This window comes from Schleiferilactobacillus shenzhenensis LY-73 (assembly GCF_000469325.1).
GTDB classification, from domain to species: domain Bacteria; phylum Bacillota; class Bacilli; order Lactobacillales; family Lactobacillaceae; genus Schleiferilactobacillus; species Schleiferilactobacillus shenzhenensis.
In genome coordinates this window covers 424,955-442,493 of record NZ_KI271582.1, presented here as the reverse complement: position 1 = coordinate 442,493, position 17,539 = coordinate 424,955, and the positions used below count along the sequence as shown (strand labels likewise).

20 protein-coding genes are annotated in these 17,539 nt (G+C 56.5%); 13 read left to right on the top strand and 7 right to left on the bottom strand.

The window, feature by feature from the left end:
• Positions 1 to 148 precede the first annotated feature (148 nt).
• On the top strand, positions 149 to 328 hold the full coding sequence (locus L248_RS02020) for a hypothetical protein (protein WP_022528384.1): 180 nt from the start codon (positions 149 to 151) through the stop codon (positions 326 to 328).
• A 74-nt stretch (positions 329 to 402) separates the two neighbouring features.
• Positions 403 to 804, top strand: coding sequence for a hypothetical protein (locus L248_RS02015; protein ID WP_022528383.1), 402 nt, complete (start codon positions 403 to 405; stop codon positions 802 to 804).
• Between the two features lie 149 nt (positions 805 to 953).
• On the opposite strand, the gene L248_RS02010 is transcribed toward L248_RS02015, so the two are convergent.
• The 5 genes from L248_RS02010 to ybaK form a co-directional block, all read right to left on the bottom strand.
• Positions 954 to 1,808 (bottom strand): alpha/beta hydrolase, encoded by an 855-nt coding sequence (locus L248_RS02010; RefSeq protein ID WP_040534272.1) that lies wholly within the window; start codon positions 1,806 to 1,808, stop codon positions 954 to 956.
• Between the two features lie 24 nt (positions 1,809 to 1,832).
• On the bottom strand, positions 1,833 to 2,885 hold the full coding sequence (locus L248_RS02005) for an acyltransferase family protein (RefSeq protein WP_022528381.1): 1,053 nt from the start codon (positions 2,883 to 2,885) through the stop codon (positions 1,833 to 1,835).
• A gap of 257 nt (positions 2,886 to 3,142) precedes the next feature.
• A complete protein-coding gene (locus L248_RS02000) occupies positions 3,143 to 3,370 on the bottom strand; it encodes a hypothetical protein (protein WP_022528380.1) in 228 nt (75 codons plus the stop codon).
• 76 nt (positions 3,371 to 3,446) lie between these two features.
• Positions 3,447 to 3,755, bottom strand: coding sequence for a DUF960 domain-containing protein (locus tag L248_RS01995; RefSeq protein ID WP_051999824.1), 309 nt, complete (start codon positions 3,753 to 3,755; stop codon positions 3,447 to 3,449).
• A gap of 85 nt (positions 3,756 to 3,840) precedes the next feature.
• Positions 3,841 to 4,323, bottom strand: coding sequence for a Cys-tRNA(Pro) deacylase (gene ybaK / locus L248_RS01990; RefSeq protein WP_040534271.1), 483 nt, complete (start codon positions 4,321 to 4,323; stop codon positions 3,841 to 3,843).
• A 109-nt stretch (positions 4,324 to 4,432) separates the two neighbouring features.
• On the opposite strand from ybaK, the gene L248_RS15725 reads away from it, so the two are divergent.
• Entirely contained in the window at positions 4,433 to 4,621 is a 189-nt protein-coding gene (locus L248_RS15725) for a hypothetical protein (RefSeq protein ID WP_155828533.1), read from the top strand.
• 609 nt (positions 4,622 to 5,230) lie between these two features.
• On the opposite strand, the gene L248_RS01985 is transcribed toward L248_RS15725, so the two are convergent.
• Positions 5,231 to 5,671 (bottom strand): hypothetical protein, encoded by a 441-nt coding sequence (locus L248_RS01985; RefSeq protein WP_040534270.1) that lies wholly within the window; start codon positions 5,669 to 5,671, stop codon positions 5,231 to 5,233.
• Positions 5,672 to 5,888: 217 nt separating this feature from the next.
• Between L248_RS01985 and L248_RS01980 the strand changes: the two genes are divergently transcribed.
• From L248_RS01980 to L248_RS01955, 6 genes are all read left to right on the top strand, one after another.
• Positions 5,889 to 6,287 carry a hypothetical protein gene (locus tag L248_RS01980; protein WP_022528375.1) on the top strand — a complete coding sequence of 133 codons (399 nt, stop codon included), beginning with the start codon at positions 5,889 to 5,891 and terminating at the stop codon, positions 6,285 to 6,287.
• A 3-nt stretch (positions 6,288 to 6,290) separates the two neighbouring features.
• Positions 6,291 to 7,238 carry a 50S ribosomal protein L11 methyltransferase gene (gene prmA / locus L248_RS01975; protein WP_022528374.1) on the top strand — a complete coding sequence of 316 codons (948 nt, stop codon included), beginning with the start codon at positions 6,291 to 6,293 and terminating at the stop codon, positions 7,236 to 7,238.
• 86 nt (positions 7,239 to 7,324) lie between these two features.
• Complete coding sequence (locus L248_RS01970; RefSeq protein WP_155828532.1) at positions 7,325 to 7,666, top strand: hypothetical protein; 342 nt, start codon at positions 7,325 to 7,327, stop codon at positions 7,664 to 7,666.
• A gap of 155 nt (positions 7,667 to 7,821) precedes the next feature.
• On the top strand, positions 7,822 to 10,059 hold the full coding sequence (locus L248_RS01965) for a RelA/SpoT family protein (protein ID WP_040534421.1): 2,238 nt from the start codon (positions 7,822 to 7,824) through the stop codon (positions 10,057 to 10,059).
• Positions 10,060 to 10,071: 12 nt separating this feature from the next.
• Positions 10,072 to 10,524 carry a D-aminoacyl-tRNA deacylase gene (gene dtd, locus L248_RS01960; protein ID WP_022528371.1) on the top strand — a complete coding sequence of 151 codons (453 nt, stop codon included), beginning with the start codon at positions 10,072 to 10,074 and terminating at the stop codon, positions 10,522 to 10,524.
• Positions 10,524 to 11,195, top strand: a complete 672-nt coding sequence (locus tag L248_RS01955; RefSeq protein ID WP_022528370.1) for an HAD-IA family hydrolase — start codon at positions 10,524 to 10,526, stop codon at positions 11,193 to 11,195. The genes dtd and L248_RS01955 overlap by 1 nt, the downstream gene beginning before the upstream one ends.
• Positions 11,196 to 11,496: 301 nt before the next feature.
• Here L248_RS01955 and L248_RS01950 read toward each other — a convergent pair whose 3' ends face one another.
• Complete coding sequence (locus L248_RS01950) at positions 11,497 to 12,828, bottom strand: N-acetylmuramoyl-L-alanine amidase family protein (RefSeq protein WP_022528369.1); 1,332 nt, start codon at positions 12,826 to 12,828, stop codon at positions 11,497 to 11,499.
• Positions 12,829 to 13,236: 408 nt separating this feature from the next.
• Here L248_RS01950 and hisS point away from each other — a divergent pair, with 408 nt between their 5' ends.
• The 4 genes from hisS to msrA all read left to right on the top strand — a co-directional run bounded on the left by hisS (position 13,237) and on the right by msrA (position 17,346).
• Positions 13,237 to 14,535, top strand: a complete 1,299-nt coding sequence (hisS, locus tag L248_RS01945) for a histidine--tRNA ligase (protein WP_040534268.1) — start codon at positions 13,237 to 13,239, stop codon at positions 14,533 to 14,535.
• A complete protein-coding gene (aspS, locus tag L248_RS01940) occupies positions 14,535 to 16,307 on the top strand; it encodes an aspartate--tRNA ligase (protein WP_022528367.1) in 1,773 nt (590 codons plus the stop codon). The genes hisS and aspS overlap by 1 nt, the downstream gene beginning before the upstream one ends.
• A gap of 61 nt (positions 16,308 to 16,368) precedes the next feature.
• Positions 16,369 to 16,818, top strand: coding sequence for a peptide-methionine (R)-S-oxide reductase MsrB (gene msrB / locus L248_RS01935; protein ID WP_040534264.1), 450 nt, complete (start codon positions 16,369 to 16,371; stop codon positions 16,816 to 16,818).
• Between the two features lie 3 nt (positions 16,819 to 16,821).
• A complete protein-coding gene (msrA, locus tag L248_RS01930) occupies positions 16,822 to 17,346 on the top strand; it encodes a peptide-methionine (S)-S-oxide reductase MsrA (protein WP_022528365.1) in 525 nt (174 codons plus the stop codon).
• Positions 17,347 to 17,539 lie beyond the last annotated feature (193 nt).

Sequence of the window (17,539 nt, the reverse complement as noted above, 5' to 3'; positions counted from 1 at the left end):
TGCCCACCACGTTCCAGCCCGTTTTGCCGGAGCTTGCGGAGCTTTGGCACGGCGTCGGGGGAGGATTTTGTCCCAGTCCCTTTTTTGACGCCTGCGGCCCCGTGCAGTACGGTATAATAAGTTCATTAGGCAGAAAGCAGGTGGCAGAATGGTTTACTTACACGAGTACGTCCTTGATCCCACATGGATCAACCCGGACCAGATCGAATTCATCGAACAATCGACGGAAGACCCGAAGGTGTGGATCGCCCGGATGGTTTCCGGTCGGATGGTTAAGATCTCAGAAGCGGAATTAGCGGACATTACCGGACATAAAACGGAAGCTTAGGCTTTTTTTTAGACGTCAACGGGTGCGCTTCGGCGCGGCGGTCCGGTATACTGGGAGTATGGGAGTGGTCAACGATGCATTTTTCCTGGCGCAAAGCACCAGCACTTTACGGTTTGATTTTTCTTTTTGCCTTCGCGGTGGAAACTGTCATGATTTTCTTTCTTGACGGCGCCGCATTCAGTTGGCAGACGTTCTCAGCCACTTACTGGGCGTTGGCGGCGAAAACATATTTCATCGGCATTATCGGCGGGGTGCTGCACGTGGGGTCCTACCTCATTTCGCTGCGCTATCCGGGCGTTTTGCTGGGCAATCTGGTGGGGCTGGCCGGGTACATCGTCATGTTCATCCTGCCCAACTTGTTCCCAGTGGGATTGATCTTGCTCGTCGTGTCGATTTGGCTGATTCTGCACAATAGTCCTCGGCACCGGACCGAACAGACGCCCACGACCGGCATGCGGCGTGAAAGCCATGCGTAATGTGGCGGTATTCGTTATCGCTGCTGCGATCGTCGTCCTAATTGCCGGACCGTTAGCGGCTTGGTGGCTGACACGGCCGAAGCGCAAATAATGAATGCAAACAAATAGCAGGTCCGCCGAGCACATGGCGTAACCTGCTATTTTTCTGATTATTGGACCTTCCCCGTCGTGAGAAATTCGTAAAGGTACTTGTTCACCAGCGGGTTGTGTTCGTGCAGCTGACTATGCTGGGCCTTGCTGTTCTTAATGACCCGTTCAGTGTAGCTGATGGCCCGGCCCCGGACGATGTAGCCCAAGGCCCGCGCGGAGACCACCGGCACCCGGCTGTCGGTCCCATGACCCAAGTCGCCATAGAGATTCAGGACGGCTGCCGTGGTCGGAAAATGGCTGCGGTTGGCGACCAGCGGGGCGTAACGGGGCGAAATATAGCTGGGCTTGCCGTCTTTGCCGATCGTTGCCGTCGCCGATTGGCTATCCATGCCGGGGAACCCGTTGAACGGTCCAGCAATGGTCACCAGCCGGTGGAGGGCCGGCTGGGCAGCGGTCCGATTGGTGACGGCCCAGCTGACCCAAGCCGACGAACCGGCGGAATGGCCCACCGCGTTGAACGACTTGATGCCGTATGATTTCTTCAATTGGGTCAGGACTGGTACTAACGCGTTGGCATCGGGCCGCCCGGTTTGAAAGACGACGGCAATCAGCGGGTACTTGACTGCTGCGTCCCAGTGTCCGCTGACCCGGGCTTTACCGCTGGCATCAATATCGAACCGCAACACCTGCTTGAATCCGGGGTGGGTACTCAGGTCATTGATCATGTCCTTCTCGGACCCATAACCGCCGCCGAAGCCATGAACGAATAATGTCGGGGTATGGTAGTGGCCGACATCCACTGGGCTCGCGACAGGCTGATTATGTTGACGCTGCCAGAAAAAAAGACCGCCGCCGCCCAAAACCACGAGGACGATGACGATCAATAGGGGACCGAGCCATTTTCTATTCTTCAACCGAATCACCTTCCTGTATTGACGTTAAGTCGTCAATCTCAGGGATGATTGTACCATGCGCCGCGACAGACGGTATAACACGACGCTTAACACCGGGATGACGATGCCGAAGACCGTTAATACGGCCCAATTGGTGATCGACATCTTTTCTAACAGATAGAACACGGCCTTGTGGCTGAACATGATGATCATGGACTGCTTGCCGAGCCATTGCAGCTGGTAAGACAGGTTCGTCTGGCTCAGCTTGTAAGAAAGGCCAATCACCACCAGGACGAAGAGAATCGGCACGGTGGCCGCAAACAGGCCGTCAGTGATGTTGTGGGACTTCATATACACGACTTGGTCGATCTTGTCAGCGTACTGGGCCCACGCAAAGGCCCCGGCCCCGAGCAGGGAAGCGCCCAGCCACAGCGGTGAGGCAACGACGCGTTTCAAAAGCGGAAACAGCCGGTAGCCGGCATACATGTAAAACATCGCCATTAAAGTAACGTCCGCGTTCCCCGGCAGAGGGAAGCCAAAGAGCTGCTGGGCGTTATCGTAACTCGTCCCCAGGGCAAACAGCCCGATCACGGTCAGCCATTGGAGCCACTGGGGCTTCACGTAGCTGATCAGGGCGACCACCCCAATTTGCGCCAGCAAGTACACCGTCACAAACCAAAACGCGCTGGTATAGCCGTTCAGCACGGTCCCGCCATACAGCAGTCGGCGGAAGTAATCGAGGGAATAAGCCACGGTGCGGTGCTCCGTGAAGAAATTGATCGTAATGATCACGGCCCCCGCTACTAAATAGTCCCGGTAAAGCGGCCACACCTTCCGTTTGAAAAACTGTTTGGTGGCCTGCACCGTGTGGGGCAGGGGTTTCAAGAAGAAACCGCCAATAAAGAAGAACAACGGCATATGCCACCAATACGTCACTTCGTAAAGGGCATCCTTGTGGGGATAGGCATGGCCAGCGACCACGGCTAAAATACCAATGGCTTTGGCGATGTCGACCCAAGCGATCCGGGCTTTCTTCTTGGGCGGCGACTGCACCGGCACCGCTTCATTCGGTTGTGCTTGTTTTACTGCTTCACTCATCAAATCAACTCCACTATGTACCATACCGAAAAAATGTGAATATTTTTGACCCGTTCTGTGGTGTTTTCCTAACATCTATGTTACATGGACTAAGGTAGACCGTTCAAGACAGATGAGCGCCTGTCCAACAGCACAGACAGCCCGTGTCCCGTGCGGGGTGGCAAAAATTTGTAACAAAAAAGACCGCCATGCCACCGAAAATAGAAAAACGCGCCAAAGCCGTGAAGGCGTTGTGCGCGTCGGTGGAACCACGATCATTACTTTGCTGCGTCCTGCTTGAAATACTGGACATCGTTCACTTTGCTGGCATCGATGCCATACAACAGCGACGTATCATCGAAAAAGATAAACCGTTTGGCATGTTCGACACTTTGAAATTCGGGTACCGGCTTCTTCTCGGTCACCGTGGTGGTCGTCACGACCACCTGGGTCACGTCTTCGACCTTGTGCTCACCCTTATTGGTTGAGAGTACGACTGTATACATTACATCACCCCGTTGACCTAGATTATACCATATTCACTGACAAATTGTTAGGGGCACATAACAATTTTCGCAGTGCCTACTCAATTTCAGACGGTAAGATAATCGTCTGATTTTGACCATCGTCATACGCCACCACGGTCTTGGGCAACTGGCTGGCATAGGCGTAAGGGGTGTCGAAACCGATGGTAATGTCGGTATCTTCTTCAGAGAATGTAATCGTCAATTTGCCGTCCCGGTTGCTGAAGGCAAAATTGAGCACATTTTCCAAAGGTAAAACACCCTGTAAATTGGTGTCAATGATGTGCCATATTTCGTCGATAATCGTCCCGGGCACAGCCGAAACGACGCCGAATGTTGCATAACGCGCCTGGTTTGGATCAAACATCCGCGTCATCCTTTCTAACAGCGAAGATTCCTCACTTAATATTCTGGACTAGGCCGGCTTAAAAAGCAACGACCAGAGCCGCAGCTCACTCGTCGGCTTCGCCGATGTCTGCAAAATGACCGGCAACGAATTGGATCAAGTCATCCGGCGCAATGCCCACTGAGCGACCAATCTTGCCGGCACTGACGATGATCTGCGGCTCTTGTTCGGCAACAGCGTCCACATAAATTGGATACTTGTGCGTCTCGTGGATACCGATGGGCGTGTTGGCACCGTGCTCGTAGCCGGTCGTCTTCTCCAGATCCTTCAGGGGAATCAGCTCGACTTTTTTGTTGCCCGAGGCCTTGGCAATTTTCTTTAAACTTACTCGGCGATCAAGGGGGACAACGCCCACGACCGGGCCGGTCTTATTGCCGGTGAACACGATCGTCTTGTAGACCAGGTGCGGGTCGACATCAGCGCCGGCCGCGTCCAACTGCTGAACGTCCCCCTCGGTGTGGGTCGGGAAGGTGTAGGGCACGTAGCTGATTGCCGCTTTGTCCAACATTTTTTCCACTAGGGTTTTCATTTCTCCATGTTTTTTCTTGCTCACGAGTTAAGATTCCTTTCTGCTAGGCCAGTCCAGTTTCACATGCCGGGGAATGCTGATATAATGGGGGTCTGAAACAGGTGAGGACATGCGTTGGTTTAGGCACCATAAGAAAGACCCGACGGACGATGTGGCATCCCATGACTTCAGCAGTCTGATGCACCAGGTGCGGGAAGATCCCGGCCACTTGGCAGAAGTACAAAAGGCATTCGCCCGTTTGCAAAGGCAATACACCGGCAAACCGAAAGCCGACGAGAAGAACTTGGACAAAAAATAAGGAGCTGCCTGATTGATTAGGCAGCTCCATTTTGTTCTCCGACACCAGCCCGAAGATTAAACGCGATTAGGCATTTAACTCCAGAGCTGATGTCTTAAGACTACTTCCGTTAGTCAAAAGACATCACCTCCTTTGTTCGAGAACATAGTAACACCGGCAGGGAGGAGGTGTCAAGCACTTAAGAGAGAGGGCGTAGCCGAGCGGTTAGGCAACCCAGGCTAAGTGGCCGTAACACCGAAAGCCCCGGGCTTGGGCTTTTGGTGTTACGGTCCTTAGACTGTGGTGGCCTGCTCGGCGGAGCCCGTTTATGGCGCGTTATGGCGCAAGGGAAAAAACCGCACTTAGGTTTTGCCCTTGCTCTGCCTTATCCACTAGCTTCTGGGCCGCGGAGCCCGTTTATGGTGCGCGGGGGAAAGCCCCGGGCTTGGACTTTTGGTGTTACGATCCTTAGACTGTGGTGGCCTGCTCGGCGGAGCCCGTTTAGAGAGCGGAAGCCGCCGGCAACTCGCCGGAACCCGCTGCCACCCCAGATTTGTTTGTCAGCAACCGCTTGCCCTGGTCATGATGTTTGCGCGCGCTATGTACCCAGGACAAGGATGGGGCGGGTAACTACATCGCGACGCCGCTGACGTTTTCTAACGCGTGGTCGATCCGCTGTTTACTGTGTTTCATTTCCGTGAATGCATCTTGTAAGGTCGCCAGGCAGCACGAATTCTGGGCCCAGTTGATGGCTTGCTGAGCGCGTGTCACTTGCTTAGCGTATTGGCGCAGTTCAGCCGTGAGGATCTGGTGGAATTGCTGGAAACTGGCCGGAACCGGCACAGCGTTGACGCAGTCGAGGAAGCGGGTGTATTGAAGACAGTTGCGCTGCCAATAGCCGGATAGACTCTCAAGATTCTCAGAGGCCAAGCAGCGGCCGCGGGAGACCTTCGAAACGGTGCGGCGATATTCGCTGAAAACATCATCGAACATCGTGAAGCGGGCCAGGATCCGATTGAGGAGCATCGTGTATTCTTTTTCATGTTCTTGAGGGGCCGTTGTTTGACGCATGAGAATCACCTTTTCTATTGTGTTTTGGGAGGAACAGACAGGGCCAGGAATTTCCTTGGCAAAAATAGATTATCATACGATAAACTAATGGTCAACATAAGATTTAACTTATCGTACAAAAACAGGTGTTTTTTTACGTGCTCCGGTATGGCTAGCAGAAACTCTTGGTGACCCCGACGGCCCTGTGCCATAATGGAAGAAAAGGGAGGCAGTCGCGATGGTGACCTGGCATCTTTACTTGATTAAGGGGGCATTCAGCCCGCAGCGTATTCAGCATTTTCTGACGACCATCCACCAGACCCGCCAATTACTGGGCATGCATGTGCACACTTTGCATATTGACGCCGACACCCCGGACATGACGACGGTGACGTTGGTATTCACACCGCCGTTCCCGATTTCTGCCGGCCAAATGCGCCAACTGATCCGGACGGTGTACGCGGTCATCAAACTTGGCGAGCGGCCGCCGCTTAAAGCCATGGCGCCTTACATTACTGCGGCTGACAAGATTCTGGGCATCGAGATGCAGGCCTACCCGATGCAGATCTATGATGTGACGATGGGCCTGCCCAGCGCGCCGCGGCGACCGCTTCCGAAGAGAGAAAGGACACATTGACCCATGCAATGGCATAAAGTAACGGTGGAAACGACTACGGCGGCAGTCTCCGCGGTGAGCGAGATCCTCACGACGGCCGGGGCAACCGGTGTCGAAGTGATGGACGCTGCGGACCCGACCCACGTTGAGGCGCGCACCCCCGACGAAGTATTTGACTGGTCCACGATTCCCCATCGAGAAAACGGGGCGGCGGTGACCGCCTACTACGCAGTGACCGCGGACTTTTCCCGTCAGCTGGCCGAGATTCAACGCCGGGTACAGGCTTTGCCAGCCGCTGGCTTCACCCGGGCGGCAGCCGGTCCGGTGCACACTGCCCAGATTCAGGATGAGGACTGGAGCACCAACTGGCGGCAGTATTACCGGCCGGTCCAGGTGACCCGCTGGCTGACGGTGGTGCCAGCCTGGTCTGAAGATTTGCCGGACGATGACCGCGTGCAAGTGATTCGCATGGATCCTGGCGAAGCCTTCGGAACCGGCACACACCCGACGACCCAGCTGAGCCTGCAACTGTTAGAAATTCTGCTGCGGCCCGGGGATGACGTCATTGATGTCGGGACCGGTGCCGGTATTCTCAGCATTGCAGCGAAACTCTTCGGTGCCGGGGACGTGCTGGCCACAGACGTGGACGACCAGGCCCTCAAGGTCGCTCGCCGGAATATCAAGCTGAACCCAAGGGCAAGTGATATTCGGCTCCAGCCAGCAGACCTCTTGACGAACGTCCAGGGGACAGCGGATGTGATCGTCGCCAACATCTTAACCGAAGTGTTACTGCCGCTGATTCCCCAGTTACCGGCCCATCTGCGGCCGCATGGGACAGTCATCCTGGCCGGGATTTACCGCGATAAAATCGAGACGATTACGAAGGCCTTAGCGGCAGCGGGTATGACCGTCACCCTCACTTTGACCAACACGGAGTGGTATGCCGTCGCCGCTCAGCAAGAAAGCCGCTAGGAACCGCCTCCCGGCGCCTTTCCCGGATGGTCGGTTTATGCTATGATGATTTCATGTTAAAAGCGAATTGGATGGATGATTGAATTTTGGAATCGATAAAAACACTGTGGGGGCGGCCTTGGTGCCGTTACCTGATCGTCGTGATCGGTATTTTCGGGCTGCTGCCTCTGCTGTTTTCCCTGCTCCACGTGCCCGTGGTGCAGCGAGTGCTGTGGCTGTTCATGCTGATCAACGGCGCCAGCAGCTTTGCTGCGGGTATTTGGCTCCACGCCCACCGCGTCAGCGGCTGGTGGCTCCTCCTGCCAGCAGCGGTATTTGCCCTGTTGGTCTTATGGCGCTACGCCGACTACAACTACTGGTTCTGTGCACTTTACCTGTGCTTGGGGTACATCGGCTTGGGCTGGGGCAGCACGATCAAAAAATTTTAATCGCCAGTTGTTATTCTGTGTTTTTTCTGGCAAAATAGAGGCAAGTCAAGGCACGCGTCTGAGGATGGGTGTCTTTCTTCACATTTCGCACCATTTTGGTTTTGAGTTGGCTGCTGCCGATTGGCCGGCCGATTCAGAAAGGGGACGATCCAGCGATGCCCAAAGAACGGGAATTTACCGCGGATGATGTTTTTGCCATTTGTCACGAGTATATGAACGATGACCACCTGCACATGGTGGAAAAGGCGTACGAATTCGCCGCCTATGTGCATAAGGATCAGCGCCGCCAATCCGGTGAACCGTACATCATGCATCCGATTCAAGTCGCCGGGATCCTGGCCGAATTGAAGATGGATCCAGAAACGGTGGCTTCCGGCTTTCTTCACGATGTGGTTGAAGATACCAATGTGACCCTCGGGGACGTTGAAGAAGTCTTCGGTCACGACGTTGCCGTCATTGTCGACGGGGTGACGAAACTCGGCAAGATCAAGTACCTCTCGCACCAGGAGCAGCTGGCGGAAAATCACCGCAAGATGCTCTTGGCCATGGCCAAGGACCTGCGGGTGATTATGGTCAAGCTGGCCGACCGGTTGCACAACATGCGCACCCTGCAGCACCTGCGTCCAGACAAGCAGCGGCGGATCGCCAACGAAACATTGGAGATTTACGCGCCCTTGGCTGACCGGTTAGGTATCAGTCGGGTCAAGTGGGAGCTGGAAGACCTGTCTCTCCACTACTTGAACCCGCAACAGTATTACCGCATCGTGCACTTGATGAATGCCAAGCGGGGTGAGCGGGAGAAGTATATCCAAAACGCCATCGTCGAGATCAAGAAAACCATCGCCGACCTGAACTTGGATTACGAAATCTACGGCCGCCCGAAGCACATCTATTCTATCTATAAGAAGATGCGCGACCAGCATAAGCAGTTCGATGAGCTGTACGACCTGCTGGCGATTCGGGTCATCGTGCCGTCCATCAAGGACTGCTACGCGGTGCTGGGGGCGATCCACTCCAAGTGGAAGCCCATGCCGGGGCGCTTCAAGGACTATATTGCCCTGCCCAAGGCGAACGGCTATCAATCCCTGCACACCACAGTCATCGGTCCCCAAGGCAAGCCGCTGGAAGTGCAGATCCGGACGGAAGAAATGCACAACGTGGCCGAATTCGGGGTCGCTGCCCACTGGGCGTACAAGGAAGGCATGAAGAGTCCGGTCCACCTGGACAAGAACGGGCAGAAGCTGGACATCTTCCGGGAGATTTTGGAGATTCAAGACGAGACCCACGGTGCTGCCGACTTCATGGAGAGCGTTAAGGGCGACATCTTTTCTGACCGGGTCTATGTCTTCACCCCCCGGGGCGATGTCTACGAATTGCCCAAGGGCAGTGTGCCCCTGGACTTTGCCTATCAGGTCCACTCGGAAGTCGGCAACCACGCGATCGGCGCCAAAGTCAACGGCAAGATCGTGCCGCTGAATTACCAGCTGAAGAACGGGGACATCGTCGAGATGCTCACCGCCACCAACGCCAAGCCCAGCCGGGACTGGGTGAACATGGTCCAAACCTCCCGGGCGCGGAACAAGATTCGCCGCTTCTTCAAGCAGGAGGATAAGGAAGAAAATATCCAGAAGGGCCACGACCTGCTGGAGAAGCAGCTGCTGGAGGGCGGGTTTGCCCCCAAAGACTTCTTGGAGAACCGCCAGCTGCTGAGTACGATGCTGGACAAGTTCAACTTCGGGACCGAGGACGAATTGTTTGCGGCCGTCGGTTATGGTGAGCTTTCTCCCTTGATCGTGGCTAACCGCTTCACCGAGAAGGCCCGGAAAGAAAAGGCTGACGCGGAGCATAAAGAGTGGGAAAAGAAGGTCATGGAGACCAACCCGCGGACCACGACGATCACCAAAGATACGCCGAACCGCGGGGCGATGAAGATCAAGCACGAGAACGGCGTCGTCATTCAAGGCGTCGACAACCTGCTCATTCATCTGGCCAAGTGCTGCAATCCTGTCCCCGGTGACGAGATCGTCGGTTATGTGACGAAGGGCCGGGGGGTCACGATTCATCGTGCGGATTGCCCCAACGTGCAATCGGCCCGCAGCATTCCCGGCCGGCTGATCGATGTCGAGTGGGAAGATGTCTCCGATCCGTCCATGTCCTATAATGCCGACTTAGAGATTTATGGCTACAACCGTAACGGGCTGCTTAATGATGTCCTGTCTGTTTTGAACACACAGACCAAGAACCTGAACAACTTCAACGGCCGGGTGGACCACAACAAGATGGCGGACATCCACGTCACCGTCGGCGTGAGCAACGCCGCCCACCTGGACCGCATGATCAGCAGCATCAAGAATATCCCGGACGTGTACGAAGTGAAGCGCGCCCAGGGATGAGGAGGAAGAAAAGTGCGAATCGTTGTTCAACGGGTCACGGCGGCCTCTGTGGTGATTGCCGGCGAGACCGTCGGCGCCATCCAGCAGGGGTTCATGATCCTGGTCGGGGTCGGCGCCAGTGACACCCAGGCCGACGTCGACTACCTGGTGCATAAGGTGGCTCACCTGCGGGTCTTCAGCGACCCGGCCGGGAAGATGAACTTGGACTTGGCGGCGGTGCAGGGCAGTGTGCTTTCTGTTTCTCAGTTCACACTGTATGCCGATACGGCCCATGGCAACCGCCCCGGTTTCTCCGCAGCGGCGCCGCCGGCACTGGGCCAGCAGCTGTATGACGCATTCAACGCCGGCCTGCGCGCCGCCGGCATTCCGGTGCAAACCGGCGAATTCGGCGCCGATATGGCCGTGCACCTGATCAACGATGGTCCTGTGACCATTCTCTACGACACAGAAAAAGAAGGACGGTAATGATGGCAGACTTTCATTTTATCAACGCAATTTGGGACTTTGACGGTACCCTGTTTAATACGTATCCGGGCTTGCTCAAAGCCTTGAGCCAGACACTCAGCGAATTTTCGCAACCCATTCCAGAAGATGAGCTGTATAAGCAAATCAAAGAGACGTCCATCCGTCATGTCCTGGAGACAGTGGCGGCGAAAAACAGCCTGGACTTGCACGCCATGCAGGACCGGATGCATACATTGGAGGTCCAATATCAGCCGGCGGCCCCGGAGATCTATCCCCACGCCCGGGAAGTGCTGCAGCAGATCAGCGACCGCGGCGCCAACTTCCTCTGGACCCACCGGGACCGCTCTGCGCTGTCCTTCCTGACGACGGAAGGAATGTCCGAGCTCTTTACCGGGATCGTCACGGCCAGCGACCGCTTCCCGCGGAAACCGGATCCGACGGCAATCAATGCGCTGGTAGAACACTACGGTCTGGACAAGGCGGTAACCGTCATGATCGGTGACCGGTCCATCGACGTGGAAGCGGGCCAGAAGGCCGGCGTCCACACCATCTTCTTCGATGTCGACGGATACGGCGACAAGGCCGGCGCCGATGCTGTCGTGAAGGACCTGGACGAAGTCACCCAATACTTCCTGACCCAGGGCAACGACGACGATGAGAATGCGTACTAAGTTTTTCTGGATGTAAGAAAACAGGATGATCGCCAACCGAAACGTTGGGGGTCATCCTGTTTTTGTGTATTCTGTAGTGAAGATCCGCGAGGCCCGGCGCTTTGGGCCGGTACGGCGCCCAGGCAAGTTTTGTCACGTGCCCAAGGTCGAGCTTTAAGTGCGCGCGCACTTTGCGCGGGCTTAAAGTCGGCCCACAGCTAGCTCCGCAGGACCGGCTTTGCACTAGCTTTGCGTCGCCGCCCCAATCTGCGGAGCCCGTAGTCACCCGGGTCAGCACCAGACATTACGCCCTCACATGCGATCACTGGAAGTACTTCAACAACCCCTGAGTAATCGCATTGGCTGCTTGCTGCTGGTAGTCGGTGGAGCGGATTTCTTTGTAGTCCGTGTCGTTGTTGATGTAACCCAGTTCCAGTAAGACAGACGGCTCGGCGTTGTCCCGGAGGACTTCGAAGTTGCCGTAGGCCACGCCCTTGTTGGTCAGGGGCAGGGTAGACCCCAGCGCACTGGACAAGCTCTTCGCTAACCGCAAGTCCTTGCCGCTGTTATAGTAATACGTCGTAAACCCGCTGGCCTGGTTGGCCGTGGGCGCGGAGTCGAAGTGGATACTGATATAGGCGTCCACGCCGTCCTTGTTCGACATCGCTGCCCGGGGGGCCAGGTCAACAAAGGTATCGGTGGTGCGCGTCAGGATCACCTTGGCGCCCGCCGCCCGGAGCGAGTTGGCCACAATTTTGGCCGTCTCCAGCGTATACTTCTTCTCGAAACCGGTCCCATCATTGGCAATCGCGCCAGAGTCGGAGCCGCCGTGGCCGGGATCGAGCATGATCGTGGCTTCAGACAGTTTGGTCGGCACGGTCTTGGCCGCGGTATCGTTGGCCGACAGGCTGACGAGCCAGCTGGCCACATAGCCTTTCTGCCCGTTCTTGGTCTCCACCTGGTACCATTGGCCGGTGGTCTCCCGGTACGTGAGGGTGGTGTTGGCGGCCAGGGAGGTGACCACACTGCTGCTGTCACTGGGGCCAGAGCGCAGGTAAGCCGTCTGTTGCGTCGTCACTGTCTTGATGGCTGTTTGAGAAACCTGGGTGGCCCCGCCGCCGTTGGTCTGGACTGTGCTGGCCACTTCATCCGTCATCTTGAGCGTATCGTTGCGCATCCACCCAGCCGAATTGTTGACTAAGACTTGGCTCCAGCCGTTGGCCTGATACAGGATCGTGACCTTCTGCCCGGACTTGGCGGTCCCCACCACCGGAGCGCTGGTATCGGCACTCTGACGGATATTGGCTTCATTGACGGTGACCAGCCCCACGCGATTGGTGGCCTGGGACACCTCCGTATTATCCACCAGCCAGCTGGCGACCCAGCCAATCCGGTTGTTGTCCAGCCGAATTTGGTACCAGTCGTTGCGCTGGTCCAGGATGGTGTAATGCTGGCCCGCGGAGACTTGGGCCATGACATTATAAGAAAGGCCTGGCCCTTGGCGCACGTTCAAAACGCTGGCGCGGACGGTGATCATGTTGTAGTTTGCCAAGGCCGTCGTGAAGCCCACGGCCAGGGCAGCCACCAGTGTCACCAATACCAGCAGCGGATAGCGGCGCATATATTTTTTCAGCTGAGCCCAAAAGGCAGCCATCCTTGTTCCCTGCTTTCTAACAAAACGAGTCTGCTGCCAAAAAACGACAGCGTGCTGAGTTAATTATAGCAAATTGCCCGTTAGCCGGGCGGAAAATCGAAAAGTTTACGTGGTGCCGCTTCCAAGTGGTGCGTCAGCATTGACAACGGCGAGGAACTTTCTTACTCTTAGAGTGATATTAAAAAAGCAATGACGCAGGCAAAGGATAGGTCAGTACTTGCCAGAGAGGTTCTAGATGCTGAGAGGGGCCGCGACCGAAAAGACAGTCTGCGCTGCTGGGTGACTCACTTCACCCCGTCCGCATGAACGTTACTCATAGACACAATTAAGGTGGTACCGCGCACAAAGCGCCCTTGTCAATGACGAGGACGCTTTGTGTGCTTTTTGTTTCGAGAAAGGAAGACGACCGTGAAGTACCAAAAACCAAAAGGGACAGCCGACATTCTGCCGGCCGCTGCTGAACAATGGGACACCGTCGAGGCCAAGAGCCGGGAAGTGTTCCGCCGCTACCGCTACGGCGAGATCCGCGTGCCGTTGTTTGAAAGTTACGACCTTTATGCCCGCTCCTCCGGAGACACCAGCGACATCGTAACCAAAGAAATGTACGATTTTGACGACAAGGGCGGCCGCCACATGGCGCTGCGCCCGGAAGGCACGGCGGGCGTTGTCCGGGCCTACGTGGAGAACAAGCTTTATGGTCCGGAATACCCCAAACCGTACCGGGTCTACTACATGGGCCCCATGTTCCGCTATGAACGGCCGCAGTCCGGCCGGCAGCGGGAGTTTCACCAAATCGGCGTGGAGGCATTTGGCAGTGAATCGCCGCTGCTGGATGCCGAGACGATCCAACTGGGTGTGGACTTGCTGCATAACGTCGGCGTGCATGGCTTGCGAATCGCCATCAATACGTTGGGCGATCCGGAGACCCGCACCGCATACCACCATGCTCTGGTGGACTACTTTAAGCCGCATTTGAGCGAGCTGAGCGCGGATTCTCAAGTGCGGCTGGAGAAGAACCCGCTGCGCATCTTGGACAGCAAGGATCCCCAGGATAAACCGCTGGTGGCTGATGCACCGTCGATTCTGGACTACCTGACCCCAGCAGCCGCCGCCCACTTCCAGGCCGTCAAAGACGCTCTGGACCAGCTGCACATTGCGTACACGGTGGATCACACCATGGTGCGGGGCTTGGACTATTACAACCACACCATCTTCGAGATCATGACCAGCTCGCCGGCCTTTGGCAACAAAGAATTGACGGTTTTGGCCGGGGGCCGTTACGACGGCTTGGTCGAACAGTTTGGCGGTCCCGCAGTTCCTGGTGTGGGCTTCGGCCTGGGGGTGGAACGGCTGATGCTCTTGGTTCAAGAAAACGAACCAGCCCCGACTCCCGCACCGCTTAACGTGTATATCGCGGCTCTTTCTGAAAAAGCCGGGATCCAGGCCTTAGTCCTGGCCCACGCGATTCGGGAAGCGGGGTACACCGTCGACATGGACTTCCTGAACCGCAAGGCCAAGGGCCAGTTCAAGACGGCCAACCGGGAGAACGCGCAGCTGGTCATCACCCTGGGCGACGACGAGCTCGCGAACCAACAGGCCAGCATCAAGCAAATGGCTACCGGGAAGCAGATCCAAGTCCCGTTCACCACCGTGACGGGCGATTTTCAACGGCTCTATGCCGATTTAGTGGAAGAAGGAAATAATTGATGAAACGCACGAATTATGCAGGGTTGATCGATGAACAGTATATCGGCCAAGAAGTGGACTTGGCTGGCTGGGTCGCCAAACGGCGCGATCTGGGGAACCTGGTCTTCGTTGATTTGCGGGACCGGGAGGGGATCCTCCAACTGGTCTTCAGTCAAGAATTCGGCCCGGACGCGTTGGCGCTTGCTGAGCAGATGCGCTCCGAGTACGTGATTCGGGTCCACGGTAAAGTCGTTGCCCGGGATGCCCAAGCCATCAACAATAAAATGAAGACCGGCAAGGTGGAAGTGGAGATCAGTGAAGCTGAGATCTTGAACAAGTCCAAGACCCCGCCGTTCGACATCGTGGACGGTGTAGACGCCACTGAAGATACCAAGCTGAAATACCGTTACTTAGACTTGCGCCGTCCCGAGATGCAGAAAGGGTTGCGGACCCGCGCCCAAATCGTCAAGTCCGTCCACCATTACCTGGACGACCACGACTTCATCGAGATGGAGACTCCGGACTTGACCAAGTCCACTCCAGAGGGCGCTCGCGACTACATCGTGCCGTCCCGGGTCTATCCCGGCAGTTTCTATGCGCTGCCCCAATCCCCGCAGCTGTTCAAGCAGCTGTTGATGGGCGCCGGCTTCGATAAGTATTACCAGCTGGCCCGTTGCTTCCGGGACGAAGATCTGCGCGGTGACCGGCAGCCCGAATTCACCCAGATCGATATTGAGACCAGTTTCCTGGACCAGAAGCAGATCCAAGACATTACAGAAGGGGTCATTGCCCAGGTAATGCACGACGAGAAGGGCATCGACGTGCAAACACCCTTCCGCCGGATTACCTGGCAAGAGGCGCAAGACCGGTTCGGTTCCGACAAGCCGGACGTGCGTTTCGGCATGGAGCTGACGGACCTTTCTGACCTGTTCCAGGACTCGCCCTTCAAGGTCTTCTCTGGGGCGATCGCCGACGGCGGCCAAGTCAAGGCCATCTGCGTGCCCGGCGCGGCTGAGAAGTATTCTCGTAAGCATATTGACGAGCAGCAGGAGTACATCAAGCGCTTCGGGGCGAAGGGCCTGGCTTGGGTCAAGGTTACGGATGACGGCTTCACCGGTCCCGTGGCGAAGTTCCTGGGCGACCAAAGTGCGGCGCTGGCCAAGCGGCTGGACGCTCACAGCGGCGACTTGATTCTCTTCGTCGCTGCCAGCAAGAAGATCGTCGCCGATTCTCTCGGTTATCTGCGCACCCACTTCGCCAAGGAAATGGACATGATTCCGGAAGACGAGTACGCCTTCCTCTGGGTCGTGGATTGGCCGTTGTTTGAGTACGACGAAGGGGCCCAGCGCTGGGTTCCGGCTCACCACCCGTTCACCATGCCTAACGAAGAAGACATTCCGCTGCTGGACTCCGACCCTTACAAGGCCCACGCCCAGAGTTACGATATCGTCCTCAACGGGTATGAACTGGGCGGCGGCTCGATTCGTATCCACAACGAAGACATCCAGTGGAAGATGCTGAAGGCCCTCGGCTTCACCAAGGAACGGGCTTATGCGCAGTTCGGTTTCCTGCTGGATGCCATGCAGTACGGCTTCCCGCCCATGGGCGGCCTGGCCATTGGCTTGGACCGCTTCGCCATGCTGCTCTCCCACCGCGACAACATCCGCGACGTCATCGCCTTCCCGAAGAACTCCAAGGCCACTGATCCCATGACCAGTGCGCCGCAGCCGGTGACACCTGAGCAATTGGACGAACTCGGGGTCGAAGTCGAATCCAAGTATCGTCATAACTAATTGTGCACAATCGGTGACTTTTTAGGGAGAAATGCGTATACTACAGCCAGAGGTGATGGATATGGCCAAACCAGATGACCATGAATTGAAAGAAAAGTTGTCGCCCTTAGCGTATGAAGTGACCCAGCACGCCGCCACCGAGCGGCCGTTCTCCGGCCAGTACGATGATTTCTACGAACCGGGGATCTATGTGGACGTGGTCAGCGGCGAGCCGCTTTTCTCCTCGCAGGATAAATACGACGCGGGGTGCGGCTGGCCGTCATTCACCAAACCGATCGAGAAGCTGCACACCCACTTGGATACGAGTTACGGCATGATGCGCACCGAGGTCCGCGGTCAAGCGTCCGGCTCTCACCTGGGCCACGTCTTCACTGATGGCCCGGCCGAAGCCGGCGGGTTGCGGTATTGCATCAACTCCGCCGCGCTGCGCTTCATTCCCGCTGCCGACCTGGCCAAGGCGGGTTACGGGCAGTATGCGTCACTGTTCACAACAGAAAAGAAAGAGGGCTGAGCAATGGCTGAAGAAACGGCAATCTTTGCTGGCGGCTGCTTCTGGTGCATGGTCCAACCATTCGAGGAGTATCCCGGCGTCAAGTCGGTGGTCTCCGGGTACACCGGCGGTCACGTCGCCGACCCGACGTATGCCCAGGTGTCATCGGGTCTGACAGGCCACACCGAAGCCGTCAAGATCACCTTTGACCCGGCCGTATTGCCGTACCAGAAGTTGGTCGATATTTATTGGCAAGTAGCCGATCCCACCGATGCCATGGGCCAATTCCAAGACCGGGGCGATAATTACCGGCCGGTAATCTACGTGAATTCTCCGGCCCAGCGCCAAGTCGCCGAAGCGTCAAAGAAGGCTCTCGCGGCCAGCGGCAAGTTCACCAAGCCCATCGTCACCACCATCGAAGATGCTCAGCCGTTCTATGCGGCCGAGGGGTACCACCAGGACTTCTACAAGAAGAACCCGTTGCGGTACGCCATGGAAGAAAGCGGCGGCCGCGCCGAGTATCAAAAGAAGTACTGGGGCCGCGGGTAACTGTGCGTTCTGGCAAGCACTAGGAAACAGGTTCCGTTTATGCGGAACCTGTTTTTGTATGGTCAGGGAAAATGGTGAGGACCGGCGCTTCGCGATGCGGGAAGAAATGGACGCGGGACCCGGCGACTTGGGCCCTCCGGCTGGCTGGGCGTGGAACGTGGCCGGCACAGCTTTGAGACTTTTTGACAAAGTT